Origin of the sequence: Bacillus sp. L_1B0_5 (assembly GCF_000836715.1) — a bacterium.
Taxonomy (GTDB): Bacteria; Bacillota; Bacilli; order Bacillales; family Bacillaceae_G; genus Bacillus_A; species Bacillus_A thuringiensis_S.
In genome coordinates this window covers 65,112-82,945 of record NZ_JXIS01000014.1, presented here as the reverse complement: position 1 = coordinate 82,945, position 17,834 = coordinate 65,112, and the positions used below count along the sequence as shown (strand labels likewise).

Here is a 17,834-nt window from a genome sequence, read left to right as displayed (position 1 = left end):
CCTCACAACGCCTATATACATCATATGAAATATAATACCCTTTCATATTAAAACCCATAACAAACAGCTTTTAAAAGCAATTCTAGGCATTTTAAGCTAATTCTATCTCGTTTTTGTGTAAAAAAAAGAGAAGGACTCCGATCCTTCTCTCCGTATTACTTATAGCACTTCCGCATGTCCATTATAAACAATTCCGCGTGCTGCATCAACTGTTACTTCTTGGCCATTTTTTAAAGTTGCTGTTACGCCGTTTACACCAACGATAACAGGAATACCGATTGATACGCCTACAACAGCAGCATGGCTTGTTAAGCCACCTTCTTCTACAACTAAAGCAGCAGCTTTTTCGATTGCAGGAATCATATCTTTATCAGTACTTGTTGTAACAAGGATATCACCTTCGTTTACGTTCGCTACAGCTTCAGCAGCTGTTTTTGCTACAACTACTTTACCTTTCGCAGCTTTACGACCGATTCCTTGTCCTTTAGCAACTTCTTCACCAACAACGTGGATTTTCATTAAGTTTGTTGTACCAGTTTCAGCAACTGGAACACCAGCAGTAATTACTACAGTATCTCCAAGGCCGATTAGACCTGCATCCATACCTGTTTGAATTGCTGTATCTAACATTTCGTCAGTTGAAGCTGCGCGCTTCTCAGCCATAAATGCTTGTACACCCCAAACAAGTGCAAGACGACGCCCTACTTGCTCGTCAGATGTTACAGCTACGATTGGAGATTTTGGACGGTATTTAGAGATCATTTTCGCAGTATGTCCACTTTCTGTTGGAGCTACGATTGCAGCTACATCAAGAGCAAGTGCTGTATGCGCAACAGATTGGCTAATTGCATCTGTAATTGTTGGAGTGAACTCTTTAATACGTTTTTTGAACATATCTTCGTATTGTAATGATTTTTCAACACGTACTGCAATGTTAGCCATCATTGTTACTGCTTCTACTGGGTATTGACCAGCAGCTGTTTCACCTGAAAGCATGATTGCATCTGTACCATCGAAGATTGCGTTAGCTACGTCACTTGCTTCCGCACGAGTTGGACGTGGGTTACGTTGCATAGAATCTAACATTTGTGTCGCAGTAATAACTGGTTTACCTAACACGTTACATTTTTTGATTAGACGTTTTTGTACTAATGGTACTTCTTCTGGTGGAATTTCTACACCCATATCACCACGAGCTACCATTAAACCGTCAGAAACTTCTAAGATTGAATCGATATTGTCGATACCTTCTTGGTTTTCGATTTTCGGTACGATTTGGATGTATTGAGCGCCATGCTCTTCTAATAATTCACGGATTTCTAATACGTCAGACGCTTTACGTACGAATGAAGCTGCGATGAAATCAACTTTTTGCTCGATACCGAAGATGATATCTTTTACGTCTTTTTCAGTGATACCAGGAAGCTTAATGCTTACGTTTGGTACGTTAACACCTTTTTTATTTTTTACAGTTCCACTGTTAAGAACTTTTGTACGGATATTTCCGTCAGCTTTTTCGATTACTTCTAGTTCGATAAGACCGTCATCGATTAGAATGCGAGAACCTGGGTCCACATCATCATAAAGACCAGCATAAGATACAGAGAACTTCTCTGCAGTACCTAATACTTGCTCAGTAGAAAGAACTACTTCTGCACCTGTTACAAGCTCAGCTTGTCCGTCTACGAAGTCGTGAGTACGGATTTCTGGACCTTTTGTATCAAGTAAGATACCAACTGTTTTACCAGTTTTCTTTGAAGCTTCACGAATGTTTTTAATACGAGCGCCGTGCTCTTCATGGCTACCATGAGAGAAGTTTAAACGAGCAACGTTCATACCCGCTTCCATTAATTGTTCTAATTTCTCAATACTTTCACTAGCAGGACCTATAGTACATACAATTTTAGTTTTACGCATATTGCACCTCCGAAAATTATGAAACCGTTCCCAAATATCCGACATTACGCCGATTAGATGGATAATTCTTTAGATAATTGATACATATCTTTATCGATTGTATGCTTTTGAGCTAACGCCTCGATAATGTCATGATCAACAAGTTTATTATCTTGAATACCTACACAACGTCCACCTTTACCAGCAATTAACAACTCAACTGCTCTTGCACCAAGACGACTTGCTAATACACGGTCTTGTGCACTTGGTGATCCACCACGTTGTACGTGACCTAATACAGTTACACGAGTATCAAAGTTTGTTGCTTCTTCAATGTGCTTACCGATGTCAATTGCACTTCCAACACCTTCAGCTACAATGATAATACTGTGTTTTTTACCACGTTCGCTACCACGTTTTAGACGAGCGATTACATCATCCATGTCATACTCTTCTTCTGGAATTAAAATCGTTTCTGCACCATCAGCTAAACCAGCCCATAATGCGATATCTCCAGCATGACGTCCCATTACTTCAATAACATATGTACGTTCATGAGATGTAGCTGTGTCACGGATTTTATCAATTGCATCAATAACAGTATTTAGAGCTGTATCGAAACCAATTGTGAAGTCTGTTCCAGGAATATCATTGTCGATTGTACCTGGTACACCAACACATGGGAATCCTTGTTCAGTTAATTTTTTAGCACCTTGGTAAGAGCCATCTCCACCAATAACAACAAGTCCTTCGATACCATGTTTCTTTAATTGCTCGATACCTTTTAGTCGTACTTCTGGGTCTTTAAACTCAGGACATCTTGCTGTATATAATTTCGTACCACCGCGGTGGATAATATCGCCAACAGAACCAAGTTCTAATTTTTCAATGTGACCAGAAATTAATCCAGCGTATCCATGGTAAATACCATATACTTCAATATCATGGAAAATCGCTTTACGAACAACTGCACGAATGGCAGCATTCATACCAGGTGAATCTCCACCACTTGTTAATACACCAATACGTTTCATTTGTACTCACCTCATAAAGATTATTTGCCTTATAATAAAATAACACGAAAAAATATAAAAACACAATGGAGAAGATGTGTCTTTTCATAATAAAAACGTGCATTCGCGAAGAGGAACGCACGCTTTTCTTATTTTATCCCAATGGAAGCGTTTGAAAACGAAACTTGCCCAATTTTCATATATTTTTCATAACGTTTTTCGATTAATTCATCTTTCGAAATTCCGTTTAATTGTTCAAAAGTTTTTCTAATCATTAAGTCTATATTTTCTGACTGTTTCAAAAGATTACGGTGAGCTCCACCTTTTGCCTCTGGAATAATTTCATCAATTACACCTAATTCTTTCAAATCTGCTGCTGTAATTTTCATTGCTTCTGCAGCTTCCTTCGCTTTTCCTGCATCTTTCCAAAGAATTGCCGCTGCACCCTCTGGTGTAATAACAGAATAAGTGGAATTTTCTAGCATATGAATATAATCTCCTACTCCAAGACCTAGCGCACCACCACTACCGCCTTCACCGATAACGATACAAATAACTGGTACCGTTAAACCTGCCATCTCAAATAGATTGCGGGCAATAGCTTCACTTTGTCCACGTTCTTCAGCTGCTTTACCAGGATAAGCTCCCTTCGTATCGATGAAACAGATAATAGGACGATTAAACTTTTCCGCTTGTTTCATGAGACGCAGTGCTTTTCGATATCCTTCCGGATGAGGCATTCCAAAGTTACGGCGAATATTTTCTTTCGTATCTTTTCCGCGCTGATGCCCAATTACAGTTACAGGCATCCCTTTATATTTCGCAATGCCGCCGACAATCGCTGCATCATCGCCAAATAGACGATCTCCATGACATTCGAAAAAATCAGTAAATAAGTGCTCAATATAATCGAGCGTTGTCGGTCGTTCTGCATGACGAGCAATTTGAACACGGTCCCATACTTTTAGATTGCCGTATATATCTTCCTCTAAATTTTCTAGCTTTTCTTCCAAAATACGAATCTCCTCACTGAAGTCCATCTGGCTGTTTTTCGTATAGTCTTTCAGTTCACGAATCTTATTTCTTAGCTCAACAACTGGTTTTTCAAATTCTAGCTCTGCCATACAGCCATTTCCCCTCCTTGATGAACTTCTAAAATCTTGCGAAGCGATTCTCTCATATCATCACGATGCACCACCGCATCTAATTGACCATGATCTAGTAAGAATTCTGCCGTTTGGAAATCTTCCGGTAGTTTCTCACGCACCGTTTGTTCAATTACACGTCTACCAGCAAATCCGATAAGTGCACCTGGTTCTGCAAGATTATAATCACCAAGTGAAGCGAAACTCGCTGAAACCCCGCCCGTCGTTGGGTGAGTCATAACAGAAATAAATAATCCTCCTGCATTACTATGCTTTTTCAAAGCTACGCTTGTTTTTGCCATTTGCATTAAACTTAATATACCTTCTTGCATACGGGCACCACCCGAAGCAGTAAAGATAATAAATGGAACTTGTAAGTCGTACGCCTTTTCAACCGCACGGGCGATTTTTTCTCCTACTACAGAGCCCATGCTCCCCATTCGAAAACGAGAATCCATTACTGCAACAACAACAAGCATGTCATCAATTGTTCCTTCACCAGTTACAACCGCTTCGTTCAATTCAGTCTTCTTACGATCGCTCTCTAGTTTCTCTTCATAACCCGGAAACTCGAGTGGATTTAATGAAACCATTTCTTTGTCATACTCACGGAATGACCCTTCGTCCAATATACTATCAAGACGTTCCCATGCATTCATAGGATGATGATATCCACAATTCACACATACTTTTAAATTTTTTAGAAGTTCTTTCGTATACATGATTTTTTTACATTCCGGACATTTTGTCATAACGCCATCTGGCACATCTTTTCGTACTTGTTCTGAAGGTATTGCAGCGTACTTTTTCTTTTTCACGAATAAATCTCTTAGCACAATTTGACCCCCTTCGTTGAGAGCTAAGGTTAGCGTAAGAAGAAAATGGGGCTAACACCAAAGTTTGATGTTAGCCTTATCTTCTCAATCTGTCTAATAACCTCACTCTTTACGTTTAACTTTAACCGCTACGCGGTAGAATGTTTGTCATAACGTGTCATGGTCATTTCGACAAATTTTATACATTACGAGTGAAACTGTATATTCTCTACTAATTCATCGTAAATTTTTAGTGCATCATTTTCTTGTTTTTCTTCCAAAGTAGCATAAAGCTTTCTATACATATCGATAGTATCTCTTGAAACTTTACAAGAAAGAGTTGCTACGTAATCATTTACGATCATCCAAATGCGATATAGTAAATAATTATCGACTTGTTCAATAAGTGTTTTAAAGAACGTTTGATGAAGCGTTGGGATTGAGCTTTCATTTTCTTCAAGTACTTGGTGTAATCTACTTAGTACTTTAGAAAACGTTTCTTTCGGTAAATTACATACAATTCGAATCATATCTTTCTCAAGTAATCGTTTTGTTTGTAATAAATCACGAATTGTTTTCTCATCTTGCAATAAGAACGGAGCAATTAATTGTACAAGACCGTTATCATAAAAGTTTCGAATAAACGTCCCTTCACCACGTCTCGTTTCAATCAATCCTACCAGTTCTAAAGCACGCAATGCTTCTCTTACAGAGGAACGTCCTACGTTTAAGCGTGAACTTAACTCACGCTCAGACGGCAAACGATCCCCCGCTACCAATCCATCCTCTTCCATAATGGAACGGATTTTTTTTACAATTTCGAGATATACTTTTGTATTTGATGATGTCAATGGAAATTCCTCGCTTATTCTTTACCAATCAGCGCTAATTGTTTTGTTTTTTCAGCGATCTCATTTGGATCTACTTGACGGCGAGCTACTCCTGTCTCCATTGCTGCTTTTGCAACGTAAGACGCTACTTGAGGCGCTACACGCGCGTCAAATGGTGCCGGAATGATATAGTCTGCATTTAACTCATCTTCTGCTACAAGCTCAGCAATAGCCTGTACAGCTGCCATCTTCATTTCTTCGTTAATTTGTGTCGCATGTACGTCAAGTGCACCGCGGAAAATACCAGGGAACGCCAGTACATTATTTACTTGATTCGGGAAGTCAGAACGACCTGTTCCAACAACAGCTGCGCCCGCTGCTTTTGCCAATTCTGGCATAATTTCTGGAACTGGATTCGCCATTGCAAAAATAATCGCATCGTCATTCATTGTACGAACCATCTCTTCTGTTAATGCACCTTCTGCAGATACACCAATGAATACGTCCGCACCTTGTACAACATCAGCTAAAGAACCTTCTATACGATTCTTATTTGTATATTTTGCAACTTCATCCTTCACCGGATTCATACCTGTAGGACGACCATCATAGATTGCCCCTTTACGGTCACACATAATAATGTCGCGTACACCATAGCGATATAAAAGTTTAATAATTGCAATACCTGCTGCACCTGCGCCATTTGCGACAACTTTAATGTCAGACATTTTCTTTCCAACTAATTTCAGTGCATTTACAAGACCTGCTACTGTTACGATAGCTGTTCCGTGTTGATCATCATGGAAGATAGGAATATTTGTTTCTTTTTTCAAACGCTCTTCAATAATGAAGCAGTTTGGTGCTGCGATATCTTCTAAGTTAACGCCGCCAAAAGTTGGCTCCATTAATTTTACAGTTTCAACAATTTTATCTACATCGTTTGTATTTAAGGCAATTGGGAATGCATCTACACCAGCAAAGCTCTTGAATAATACAGCTTTACCTTCCATTACTGGAAGAGATGCTTCAGGTCCAATGTTACCAAGACCAAGTACAGCTGTTCCATCTGTAACAACTGCTACCATATTTCCCTTCATCGTATATTCATATACCTTACTTTTATCGTCATAAATTTCTTTACAAGGTTCTGCAACCCCTGGAGAATATGCAAGACTTAAATCTTTTGCATTTTCTACTTTTACTTTTGATACAGTTTCTAATTTTCCTTGATGCACTTTATGCATGTGAAGTGCTTCTTCACGAAGTGTTGACAAACTATCCACTCTCCTCAAATTATTCTTGCTGATATCAATTTCTCCAAGTGGTCTGACCACGAACACTACTACTATAATAATCGAAGTGTAGGGAAATTGTCCATTATATTTTCACAACTACATTTTCTTCCCCGACAATTTCACGAAGTGCTCCTAAACATTCTTCACTTGGATGAATCGATAAACTTCGAGATAATTGTACCATTTTATGTTCCTTTTCATAATAAATTAGTACTTTCGCAAAACCTGAATAGTCGAACAATATTTTCGTAACCTGATTTAAAAGCTTTTTCTCATACTGAGACGGCAATTTCACGTAAACAGATGCATCTTTCTTTTCTTCATACACATCCATTTCCTCTAGCGGATATAGTCCATTTACAATCCACTGCAGCTTATGATTTCTTAGCTCAATCGTACCGTCAACTAAAACAATTGCTCCTTCTTGTAACTTATCCGAGAAATGTATATACGTTTCCGGGAAGAGGACCGCTTCCATTTCATCATTTTGATCACAGAATGTAATAAATGCCATCTTTTGAAACTTTTTCGTACGAATCACTCTCACACTTGTTATATACACAATGGCTCTTTGTACTTTTTTCTTATGTCGCATCGCCTGAGCGAGAGATGGAATTTCTAATTCTTTTGCTAACTTTACATACTGCGCAGTCGGATAACTTGATAAATAAAAGCCAAGTGCTTCTTTCTCTTTATTTAGTTGTTCAATAAAAGATAGCTCTTCTCCTTGTACGTATTTTGATTTTGGAACAGCATCTCCTAAATCACGCGCGAGATTTGCGTACTCCAACGCCCCTTTAAGACTTTTCCATAAATTTGTTCTCGAAACACCAAAATCATCAAAACATCCCGACCAGACGAAAGCTTCTAAATTGCGCTCTGTTACAAACTTTGATGGCATACGGAGACAAAATTCAAATAAATCTTCGAACATTCTTTTCTCTCGTTCTTCTAATAATGCCGTCACTGTAGCCATTCCAATATTTCGAATCGAAAGTAAACTGTAACGTATCGCATTCCCCTCTATTTGGAAGTTGTAACCACTTTTTTGAAGAGACGGCGGCAAAACATGAAAACCTTTTCGCTTCGTTTCTCGTATATACTGTACAATTTTATCTTCATTTCCAATTGCACTTGATAATAGTGCCGTCATAAATTCCAGCGTATAGTTCGCTTTTAAGTAGGCAAGCTGATATCCGATCATACTGTAAGCTACAGCGTGACTTCGGTTAAAACCGTAATTCGCAAATCTTACAATTAAATCGTAAATTTTCTCAGCAGACGTCTCATCGTAACCATTTTGCAAACAACCTTGGACAAAATGCTTACGTTCCTGATCTAAAATATCACGATTTTTTTTACTCACTGCACGGCGCAGTAAATCTGCTTCACCGAGCGAAAACCCTGCTAACTTCGATGCAATTTGCATAATTTGTTCTTGGTATACAATGACGCCGTATGTTCTTTCTAAAATTGGCTTTAAATCCGGATGTAAATATTCAATTTTTCTTTTTCCATGTTTCGATTCAATAAAGGTCGGTATCTGTTCCATCGGTCCCGGTCTGTATAATGAGTTAACAGCTACGATATCTTCAAACTCATTCGGTTTTAACCCGCGAAGTACATTTCGCATACCACCTGATTCAAGCTGGAATACACCTGTTGTATCCCCTCTCCCTAATAATTGGAACGTCTTTTCATCTTGAAGAGGTAAGTTTCTTATATCAATTTCTTTCCCTGTTTTATTCGCGATAAATTTTATAATATTTTCAAGTAACGTTAAATTACGCAGTCCTAAAAAGTCCATCTTAAGCAACCCAAGTTCTTCTAGTGCATCGGCTGGATATTGCGTAACATAAACATCGTTATGTCCTTCTTGAATTGCTACACTGCCTGTTAGCGGTTCTTGACTCATAATAACGCCAGCCGCATGAATAGACGTATGACGTGGTAAACCTTCTACACGTTTTGCGATTTCAAACACACGCTCATGCAGAAGATTCCCTTGTATAAACTCACGAAGTGATTGTGATTCTTCATATGCATCTTTTAACGTTATACCAAGCTTTGATGGGATAAGTTTTGAAAATATATCAATATCTCGCGGCGGAAGCCCCATTACGCGGGCAATGTCTCTAATTGCCGCTTTTGCTGCAAGCGTACCAAACGTTACAATTTGCGCAACACGGAGCTGACCGTATTTATCTTTCACATAGCGAATCATCTCATCACGTCTTACGTCTGGAAAATCAATATCAATATCGGGAAGCGTCACACGTTCAGGATTTAAAAACCTTTCAAATAATAGATCGTATTCAATCGGATCAATATCTGTAATTTCTAATACGTATGAGACGAGTGAACCAGCTGCCGATCCACGACCTGGTCCTGTTAAAATATGATTTTCATGTGCATACTTCATAAAATCCCATACGATGAGGAAATAATCACTAAATCCCATACGAGAAATAACATTTAATTCATGATTTAAACGCTTTATATGCACTTCTTTCGGCGCACCATATCGTTTCCGCAAACCTTCTTCACAAACACGACGCAAGTATATATCACTCGTTTCATTAGACGAAACAGGAAACTTCGGAAGTTGATTTACATGGAACGGTATTTCTACTTGGCAACGCTCTGCAATTTTCATTGTATTTTGGATTGCTTCCGGCGCATGGGAAAATAGTGCTTCCATTTCATCCGATGACTTTAAATAATATTGATCTGTTTTCAGCCTCGGCCTATCTGGATCAGTCATTTTCGTTCCACTTTCAACAGATAGTAAACATTCGTGAACAAGTGCGTCACTTTGATTGATATAGCGCACATCGTTTGTTGCAACGACTGGAATATTAACCCTACTAATAAATTCAGGTAGTTTCTCTTGTAAAAGCAACTCATCTTGAATCGCATGATGCTGCAAACTCATATAAAAATGGCCGAACATATTTTGATATGTGCGAGCTACTTCTTCAGCCTGACTCTCATTGTCTTCTAGTAATAATTGCTCAATTTCGCCATCTTTACCTGGTGAAATAGCAATTAATCCTTTCGCATAATGCGCAAGCCACTTCTTAGGAATACCTTCTTTGGACTTTGTCATAATACTGCTAGAAATCTTTAATAAATTTTGGTAGCCTATTTCATTCTCAGCAAGTAATACAAGCGGATAAGACCTTTCTTCTTCTTCACTAAAAATAGAAGCGGTTAATCCAATAACAGGCTGTATACCATGTTTCTTACATGCTTTATAAAACGGAATAACGCCATACATAACATTTTCATCCGTAATAGCCAGCGATGAAAAACCAAGTTCTTTCGCCCTGACTACAAGCTCATCAATTTTACAAGCACTTTTTAATAAACTAAAAACGGTTTGACATTGTAAATGCACAAACTTCACTGTTGTACCCTCTCTTTACCTATTTGACTACTTTTATTATAGGTGATGAGGAAAGCGGAAATCAAAACATACTTCTTATACTTTGTCCATATATATGAAGAAGAAAGGGGAATGACGATGGATGTAAGAGAACATACTTTTTTCTCTCTGCTTATTATTAGTTATTTTATTGCCTTTGGGGTTATACTTGGCGGTTCATTAATTGGTGGATTTGGTGCGTTTCTTATCGGAAAACCGGCTCTAACTTACATTAATCAATTCGCCCAAAATTTAAGAATTTGGGCACTCGTTGCAGCAATCGGCGGAACATTCGATACCTTTTATAGCTTTGAAAGAAGTTTCTTTGGCGGAGATATGAAAGATATCGTAAAACAAATTCTCCTTATTTTTTTCGCAACTGGTGGTATGCAAACAGGTCTCATTATTATTAAATGGCTAACGCAGGAACATGTATGAGAGTACCAAGTGCCAATACAGCAAAAAGATGGTACTTAGTATTAGCTGGTGCTGCTGTTGGAGGCGTGTTGAGCTGGTTTATTTTTTTGTACATATACGGTGTTTTTCAAGAAGAACAAGCTAGTAAAATAGCAGAACAAAGAGAAATTATAGAAAAACAAGAAGCAAAGCTCCACGTCCTTCTCGAAGATCAAGAAAAATTGAACACTGAAAATAAACGGCTCTTAACCATTCAAGAAATTAAAATAAAACTTATCAATCGAGAAAAATACGATTTAGACAATCTTACACTCGAAAATATGACTACATCTATCCATAATGACCTCCAGCATCTTTTAACGAAAAACATTCAAAGTATCGCAAAAAATAAAGACCTACTCAAAAAGGTAATCGAAAACAAAACGTACAAACATTACGATCGACTATACCGTTTTAAAGTCGATACAATATCTTTTGATACAGTGCTTGAAATTAGCATTACTATAGAGAAAGAAAAATAAAGAAGGAGGGCTTTAGCGCCGCTCCTTCTTTTCGTTCTAACATATAATCTCTTATTTACAAATCTCACGTAAATCAGCAAAAAGACGATCCGCTTCTTCCCAAGAAGATGCCTTGGCACCAGAAGCCATCGGATGTCCTCCGCCGTTATATTGCATTGCCAATTTGTTTATAACTGGTCCTTTTGAACGAAGACGAACACGAATTACGTCGTCTTCCTCTAAAAATAGAACCCACGCCTTTAATCCGTCAATATTGCCAAGCGCTCCAACAACACCAGATGCTTCAGAAGGAAGTACATCAAATTCTTCTAATACTTCTTTCGTTAATTTAATGTAAGCTGCTCCTCCTTCTACCATCGTAAAGTTCTGTAAAATATAACCGTTTAAACGAGCAATTTTTTCTTTTGTCTTATACATTTCATTGTATAAATCTGTGAATTTCACACCCATGTCAACAAGCTCACTTACGTAACGAAGTGTTTTTGCTGTCGTATTTGGGAATAAGAAACGACCTGTATCTCCAACAATTCCCGCTAAAATAAGACGAGCTGCTTCTTTTGTTATTTTTAATCCTTTATCTTTTCCATACGTGTAAAACTCGTAAATCATTTCACTTGTAGAACTCGCTGTCGTATCTACCCATGTAATATCTCCATATGGATCTTCATTTGGATGATGATCAATTTTAATTAACATCTTCCCTTTTGTATAGCGTTGATCGTCAACACGTTCTTGATTCGCAGTATCACAAACAATAACAAGCGCATTTTCGTATACACTATCTTCAATATCATCCATTACTCGTAAGTATGCTAGTGACGGTTCATTGTACCCAACCGTATAAATATTTTTCTCTGGAAACGATTCTTGTAGAATTGTACCAAGACCACCCTGTGAACCTAATGCATCTGGATCCGGACGCACGTGGCGATGAATAATAATTGTATCAAACTCTTTAATTGCTCCTAAAATTTGCTCATGCATATGTATAATCTCCTTTTTAATCAACTTCTTCACTTTATCCTCCATTATAACGGAAAGTATTTCATACATGCGAACAATTGCTTTATAATAAAAGTTAGAAAGTTTAGATATTTCTTTTTTCTTTTCTATTATTTTTCACAAAGCGATGGGAGTGTTCATTATGCCAGTATTAGTCTTCTGTATTATCGTCTCATTTATGTTGTACCTCTTTTACAAAACAAAATACTTTCGTACAAACCGCCCAATGGAAAAAGGTTGGCTCTCAGGAAAATCCGCAATGGCACTCGGTTCATTCGTTTTATTTTTCGGGGTAAACCAATTCTTTTTAGAACTTTCAACCGCCCGTATTATTGTTGGTGTTTTATTCGTTCTATTTGGTAGTGCAAGTGTATTTAATGGATTTCGCCAATACAAACACTTCTTACCATTAGCAGTTAAAGAAGCCGAAGTCTATGAAGCAACATAAAAAAAGCATCAATATTGTGATGCTTTTTTACGTCCCTTAACTTTCAAAATCATATATGCAACAAACGCAGATGGTATATTAAATGGGTTACCTTGTACGTGAAAATGTAATTGTTCTTCTCCAAAAGACATTTTTTCATATAGCTCTCGCTGAGATAATCCTGTCTTTTCCTTTTTTTCACGTAAACCTTGTAAATATAAATATTGGATCGGTATCATTACAAGGAAGTAAAATAGTGCGATACTACCAAAAAAGAGTACTGTTGATGACATAATGTATACCACCTTCCAAAAATCCATTTTCTTACAATATAATCATAACACAATATACAACAAAATTGAATTACTATTCTGTCTTTTGTCACATTACTTTCCCACTAGCTTTTCCACTCCATCTAAAATCATGCCTTTCAAATTTAAAACAACAAAAAAGATGGAACAAATCAAAACGATTTGTTCCATCTTTTTATTTATCGATTAACTGCACCATAAGTAATGCTTTTCCAACGACATTACCATCATGATGCACCTCTACATCGACCTTACCAAATTTACGTCCAATTTCTAATACTTTCGGATGAACGGATACAACATTATCAATTTGAACTGGTTTTACGAAATAAATCGTTAAGTTTTCAACAATTAAATCGCTTTTCTTTTGCGCACGAATGACGCGATTTGTCGCTTCTGTCACAATTGTTGCAAATACACCGTACGATAACGTTCCGATTGAGTTCGTCATTTGCGGCGTCACTGAAAATTGATATAGATGCTCATTTTTCGCTTCTTTTGGCGTCATAAATTGATTCGTTACAATATCATCAATTGTTTCTCCAACTTGTGGCTGACGTTGAATCATTTGCAGTGCCTGAAGTACATCTTGACGGCTAATAATACCTTGCAGTTTATTTCCTTCCTCAACGACAGGAAGTAATTCAATTCCTTCCCACACCATCATACGTGCCGCAGCTGCGACAGACATTTTACCATTCACTGTAATTGGGTGTTTTGTCATTACTTTATCAATTGGTGTTTCTTTCGCTACACCGATCATGTCTTTTGAAGTTACGATTCCTAGCACTTTTTTATTTTCATCGACAATTGGATATCTTCCGTGCATTGTCTCTTCATTATATGCATGCCATTGCTGTACTGTATCATGCGGCTTTAAATATAACGTTTCTTCAATTGGTGTTAAAATATCCTCAACAAGTACAATTTCTTTCTTAATCAGTTGATCATAAATTGCACGGTTAATTAACGTTGCGACCGTAAATGTATCGTAGCTACTTGAAATAATCGGCAGCTTTAATTCATCTGCTAATTTCTTCACATGATCTTCCGTATCAAATCCGCCCGTAATTAATACAGCGGCTCCAGTTTCTAGCGCTAATTGATGTGCATTCGTACGGTTACCAATAATGAGTAAATTCCCAGCTTCTGTATAGCGCATCATCGCTTCTAATTTCATAGCTCCGATTACGAATTTATTTAATGTTTTATGTAGTCCTTCTCTGCCCCCAAGTACTTGACCGTCGACAATGTTAACGACTTCTGCATATGTCAGTTTTTCGATATTCTCTTTCTTCTTTTGTTCAATTCGAATTGTTCCGACACGTTCAATTGTACTAACATATCCTTTATTTTCTGCATCTTTAATTGCACGGTAAGCTGTCCCTTCACTTACACTCAAATCTTTCGCAATTTGTCTTACAGAAATTTTATGGCCTACTGGCAGGCTATTAATATGTTCTAAAATTTGGTTATGCTTGGTAGCCAAATGGTTTCACCATACTTTCTTTTCCCTAAATTCTTCATGTGTTGTACTTTCAGTATACTATATTTTCAAAACTGTTACACTCTCTCTTTGCATACCTGTACTATTTTTTTTATAACAAAATGACTCTTACATTCCACCAGTCATTCTATGACAACAATGTAATGCTTTTGTCATCTCATTCGATAGTTCGCCCACTTGATTCCCTATACAATGAAGACAAGAAATAAAACAAAGGAGCGAACACATGATGAAAAAACTTTTAGAGGTTGTAGGTGCTGTATTTTTAGCTTTCGTAGATGGGAAAAAAGTTGCAATGGAATTGAATGAAACACCTGAACAACCACGTACCAAAAGAAAAGAATCACCAAAACAAATACAAGCATTAAAAGCTGTCCTACACACGTAAAAAACCCTTCACTTTTCTTTTCAAATGAAGGGTTTCTTTTCTATAGTGTAATACTTTCTCCAGCTTCTAATACTTTCCCTGTACAATTTTGTAGCTTTTCTACAAATTGATATGGATCTTGTTCAATAACTGGGAACGTATTGTAATGCATCGGTACAACAGTTTTCGCATTAATCCATTTTGCCGCTAGTACAGCATCTTCTGGTCCCATTGTGAAATTATCGCCAATTGGTAAAAATGCTAGATCAACTTTATTCAATTCCCCAATTAACTTCATATCAGAGAATAGTGCAGTATCTCCTGCGTGGTACACTGTTTTCTCTTCTGCTGTAAATAAAATACCTGCTGGCATACCTGTATATGTAATCGTCTTATTTGCTTCATCAATATAACTAGAGCCGTGGAATGCTTGTGTAAACTTCACTTTTCCGAAGTCAAATTCATGTGAACCACCAATATGCATCGGATGTGTATTTACACCTTGCCAACTTAAAAATGTTGCTAGTTCAAATGGCGCTACAACAACTGCATTATTTTTCTTCGCAAGTTCTACTGTATCTCCAACATGATCACCGTGTCCATGCGATAAAAGGATTGCATCCACTTTTACATCTTCAGCTTTTAAATCTGTTTTCGGATTACCTGTTAAAAACGGGTCAATTAAAATAACTTTTCCATTCGCCTCAATTTTCACGACTGAATGTCCATGATAAGATACTTTCATTATTACATTCCTCCCCTATTCACATTCTCACTTTTTATTCTACATGATTTTTCAATTCCCTGTCTTTTCTAACATCTATTTACTTGTCATAACGCTTTCTTCCGAGTTAAAGTTATATTTGTAATTAAATATCTCGGGGGTGCCAATCGATGAATGCTAGATTAGAAAATTTAATGCAATGGCTAAAAGAAAAAAACGTAGAAGCTGCGTTCTTAACTTCTACACCGAACGTCTTCTACATGACGAACTTCCACTGTGAACCGCATGAAAGATTACTTGGTATGTTTGTATTCCAAGAAAAAGAACCTATTTTAATTTGTCCTAAAATGGAAGAAGGTCAAGCACGTAACGCTGGCTGGGCACATGAAATTATCGGATTTACTGATACTGACAGACCATGGGATATGATTGCAAAAGCAATTAAAGACCGCGGCATTAATGCAAATGCAGTTGCAATTGAAAAAGAACATTTAAACGTAGAGCGCTACGAAGAATTAACGAAATTATTCCCAAATGCAGCTTTCAAATCAGCTGAGGAGAAAGTTCGCGAACTTCGTTTAATTAAAGATGAAAAAGAACTTTCTATTTTACGCGAAGCAGCTAAAATGGCGGACTACGCTGTTGAAGTTGGTGTAAATGCAATTAAAGAAAACCGCAGCGAGCTAGAAGTATTAGCAATTATTGAACACGAATTAAAAACAAAAGGCATACATAAAATGTCATTTGATACGATGGTATTAGCGGGTGCAAACTCTGCTCTTCCACACGGTATTCCTGGCGCAAACAAAATGAAGCGCGGTGATTTCGTACTATTTGATTTAGGTGTAATCATTGAAGGTTATTGCTCTGATATTACACGTACAGTAGCATTCGGTGAGATTTCTGAAGAGCAAACTCGCATTTACAACACTGTACTTGCTGGACAACTACAAGCAGTTGAAGCATGTAAACCAGGTGTTACACTTGGCGCAATCGATAACGCTGCTCGTTCTGTTATCGCAGATGCAGGTTACGGAGACTTCTTCCCGCACCGACTTGGTCATGGACTTGGAATTAGCGTACACGAATATCCAGATGTAAAAGCTGGTAACGAGTCTCCATTAAAAGAAGGTATGGTCTTCACAATCGAACCTGGTATTTACGTACCAAACGTAGGTGGCGTTCGTATTGAAGATGATATTTACATCACAAAAGACGGATCAGAAATTTTAACGAAATTCCCGAAAGAATTACAATTTGTAAAATAATAAAAAGGCAGCGTGAATGCTGCCTTTTTTTATTTCTCTACTATTTCAAATTTCTCTACAATCATTCTTGCTGGATAACTTTCAAGTATTTGAGAAAACCATACTTTTATTTTATCCCCTGTTTTTAACTGTTTACATGCGCCTTTGTCCTTAAAGCTCAAGACAATATGTGATGGATGCTCTTTATTCATTTGTTGTTCTATATAATTTTGTAACTCTACTTTTGTTTCAAACGTTTTATCATCGGCAAAAAAAACCGTGTCATTTCTTAATATGATATACCCTTCTTTAGGGACTTCTTTTACCGTTACTTGCTCTACTTGTTTTGTAGTACACGCTGATAATATGACTAGAAATACACTTAAAAACATAACAATTTTCATATGCCTATTCATTTTTAACTCCTTACTCTAGGCTATTTCAAATTTAGCACCATCTTCTCCTCATACTTATCATCCCATTTAATTACAACTTCTATCGGTTCATCTTTAGATAGAGGTGCACAACTTACACAAGAAGATTTCATTTCAACCCTTGCTCCTTTATGAACTTCTGACGTTTGTGTCATTGTACTAAAGGCTCCATTAATAGCAATCTCTAAGTTTTTAAATTCTGTCTTTCCATCCCCACCCTTATATTGAAACGTAAACATTCCATCTTCACTGTCATCCTTAATATGCCCTTTATATTGTCCAGTCCAACTTTTGCTCTCGCTAGAAAAATTAACATACGAAATGGAACAGCTTCCTAAAAAGAAAATACTAATAAAAAAGAATAATGCTCTCTTCATAATGCCCCCTCCATTCAAATGCACTTATTTATTGTCTATTTCTTCCTCTTATTATATTATAAAAATACAGAATTTTCTA

At 37.2% G+C, this 17,834-nt stretch carries 18 protein-coding genes; 5 read left to right on the top strand and 13 right to left on the bottom strand.

Translation table 11 applies throughout. The features are described 5' to 3' along the window. Positions 1-159 precede the first annotated feature (159 nt). From pyk to dnaE, 7 genes are all read right to left on the bottom strand, one after another. On the bottom strand, positions 160-1,917 hold the full coding sequence (gene pyk / locus RT27_RS04625) for a pyruvate kinase (protein ID WP_029443394.1): 1,758 nt from the start codon (positions 1,915-1,917) through the stop codon (positions 160-162). Between the two features lie 53 nt (positions 1,918-1,970). Further along, complete coding sequence (gene pfkA, locus RT27_RS04620) at positions 1,971-2,930, bottom strand: 6-phosphofructokinase (RefSeq protein WP_000821156.1); 960 nt, start codon at positions 2,928-2,930, stop codon at positions 1,971-1,973. A 128-nt stretch (positions 2,931-3,058) separates the two neighbouring features. Beyond that, on the bottom strand, positions 3,059-4,033 hold the full coding sequence (gene accA, locus RT27_RS04615; protein ID WP_000818801.1) for an acetyl-CoA carboxylase carboxyl transferase subunit alpha: 975 nt from the start codon (positions 4,031-4,033) through the stop codon (positions 3,059-3,061). Beyond that, positions 4,021-4,890 carry an acetyl-CoA carboxylase, carboxyltransferase subunit beta gene (gene accD, locus RT27_RS04610; protein ID WP_000942856.1) on the bottom strand — a complete coding sequence of 290 codons (870 nt, stop codon included), beginning with the start codon at positions 4,888-4,890 and terminating at the stop codon, positions 4,021-4,023. The genes accA and accD overlap by 13 nt, the downstream gene beginning before the upstream one ends. 185 nt (positions 4,891-5,075) lie before the next feature. After that, positions 5,076-5,720: a GntR family transcriptional regulator gene (locus RT27_RS04605; RefSeq protein ID WP_016080099.1), complete on the bottom strand. Its 645-nt coding sequence runs from the start codon at positions 5,718-5,720 to the stop codon at positions 5,076-5,078. A 14-nt stretch (positions 5,721-5,734) separates the two neighbouring features. After that, a complete protein-coding gene (locus RT27_RS04600) occupies positions 5,735-6,943 on the bottom strand; it encodes a malic enzyme-like NAD(P)-binding protein (protein ID WP_162200710.1) in 1,209 nt (402 codons plus the stop codon). Positions 6,944-7,076: 133 nt separating this feature from the next. Beyond that, positions 7,077-10,403 (bottom strand): DNA polymerase III subunit alpha, encoded by a 3,327-nt coding sequence (gene dnaE, locus RT27_RS04595; RefSeq protein ID WP_043935407.1) that lies wholly within the window; start codon positions 10,401-10,403, stop codon positions 7,077-7,079. 42 nt (positions 10,404-10,445) lie between these two features. Here dnaE and RT27_RS04590 point away from each other — a divergent pair, with 42 nt between their 5' ends. After that, a complete protein-coding gene (locus RT27_RS04590; RefSeq protein ID WP_002005839.1) occupies positions 10,446-10,859 on the top strand; it encodes a YtrH family sporulation protein in 414 nt (137 codons plus the stop codon). Then, entirely contained in the window at positions 10,856-11,359 is a 504-nt protein-coding gene (gene ytrI, locus RT27_RS04585) for a sporulation membrane protein YtrI (RefSeq protein ID WP_001265736.1), read from the top strand. Before RT27_RS04590 ends, ytrI begins: the two co-directional genes overlap by 4 nt. A gap of 51 nt (positions 11,360-11,410) precedes the next feature. Here the strand turns inward: ytrI and RT27_RS04580 are convergent, their stop codons facing one another. Continuing rightward, positions 11,411-12,343, bottom strand: a complete 933-nt coding sequence (locus tag RT27_RS04580) for a bifunctional oligoribonuclease/PAP phosphatase NrnA (protein ID WP_043935406.1) — start codon at positions 12,341-12,343, stop codon at positions 11,411-11,413. A 160-nt stretch (positions 12,344-12,503) separates the two neighbouring features. Here RT27_RS04580 and RT27_RS04575 point away from each other — a divergent pair, with 160 nt between their 5' ends. After that, positions 12,504-12,809 (top strand): YtpI family protein, encoded by a 306-nt coding sequence (locus RT27_RS04575; RefSeq protein WP_016080095.1) that lies wholly within the window; start codon positions 12,504-12,506, stop codon positions 12,807-12,809. An 8-nt stretch (positions 12,810-12,817) separates the two neighbouring features. Here the strand turns inward: RT27_RS04575 and RT27_RS04570 are convergent, their stop codons facing one another. Both RT27_RS04570 and RT27_RS04565 read right to left on the bottom strand, forming a co-directional pair. Further along, positions 12,818-13,081 (bottom strand): DUF3949 domain-containing protein, encoded by a 264-nt coding sequence (locus RT27_RS04570; protein WP_016080094.1) that lies wholly within the window; start codon positions 13,079-13,081, stop codon positions 12,818-12,820. A gap of 193 nt (positions 13,082-13,274) precedes the next feature. After that, a complete protein-coding gene (locus RT27_RS04565; protein WP_016080093.1) occupies positions 13,275-14,588 on the bottom strand; it encodes a CBS domain-containing protein in 1,314 nt (437 codons plus the stop codon). A 244-nt stretch (positions 14,589-14,832) separates the two neighbouring features. On the opposite strand from RT27_RS04565, the gene RT27_RS35125 reads away from it, so the two are divergent. Beyond that, on the top strand, positions 14,833-14,994 hold the full coding sequence (locus RT27_RS35125) for a hypothetical protein (RefSeq protein WP_000976304.1): 162 nt from the start codon (positions 14,833-14,835) through the stop codon (positions 14,992-14,994). A 40-nt stretch (positions 14,995-15,034) separates the two neighbouring features. On the opposite strand, the gene RT27_RS04560 is transcribed toward RT27_RS35125, so the two are convergent. Then, the gene (locus tag RT27_RS04560) at positions 15,035-15,718 is read right to left on the bottom strand and encodes a metal-dependent hydrolase (protein ID WP_000868922.1); all 684 of its coding nucleotides are present in this window, start codon (positions 15,716-15,718) and stop codon (positions 15,035-15,037) included. A 149-nt stretch (positions 15,719-15,867) separates the two neighbouring features. Here RT27_RS04560 and pepQ point away from each other — a divergent pair, with 149 nt between their 5' ends. Continuing rightward, complete coding sequence (gene pepQ, locus RT27_RS04555) at positions 15,868-16,965, top strand: Xaa-Pro dipeptidase (protein WP_000994037.1); 1,098 nt, start codon at positions 15,868-15,870, stop codon at positions 16,963-16,965. A 29-nt stretch (positions 16,966-16,994) separates the two neighbouring features. Here pepQ and RT27_RS04550 read toward each other — a convergent pair whose 3' ends face one another. Together RT27_RS04550 and RT27_RS04545 are read right to left on the bottom strand one after the other, a co-directional pair. Then, positions 16,995-17,360, bottom strand: coding sequence for a DUF3221 domain-containing protein (locus RT27_RS04550; protein ID WP_016080091.1), 366 nt, complete (start codon positions 17,358-17,360; stop codon positions 16,995-16,997). 20 nt (positions 17,361-17,380) lie between these two features. After that, complete coding sequence (locus RT27_RS04545; protein ID WP_043935405.1) at positions 17,381-17,755, bottom strand: hypothetical protein; 375 nt, start codon at positions 17,753-17,755, stop codon at positions 17,381-17,383. Between the last annotated feature and the right edge of the window lie 79 nt (positions 17,756-17,834).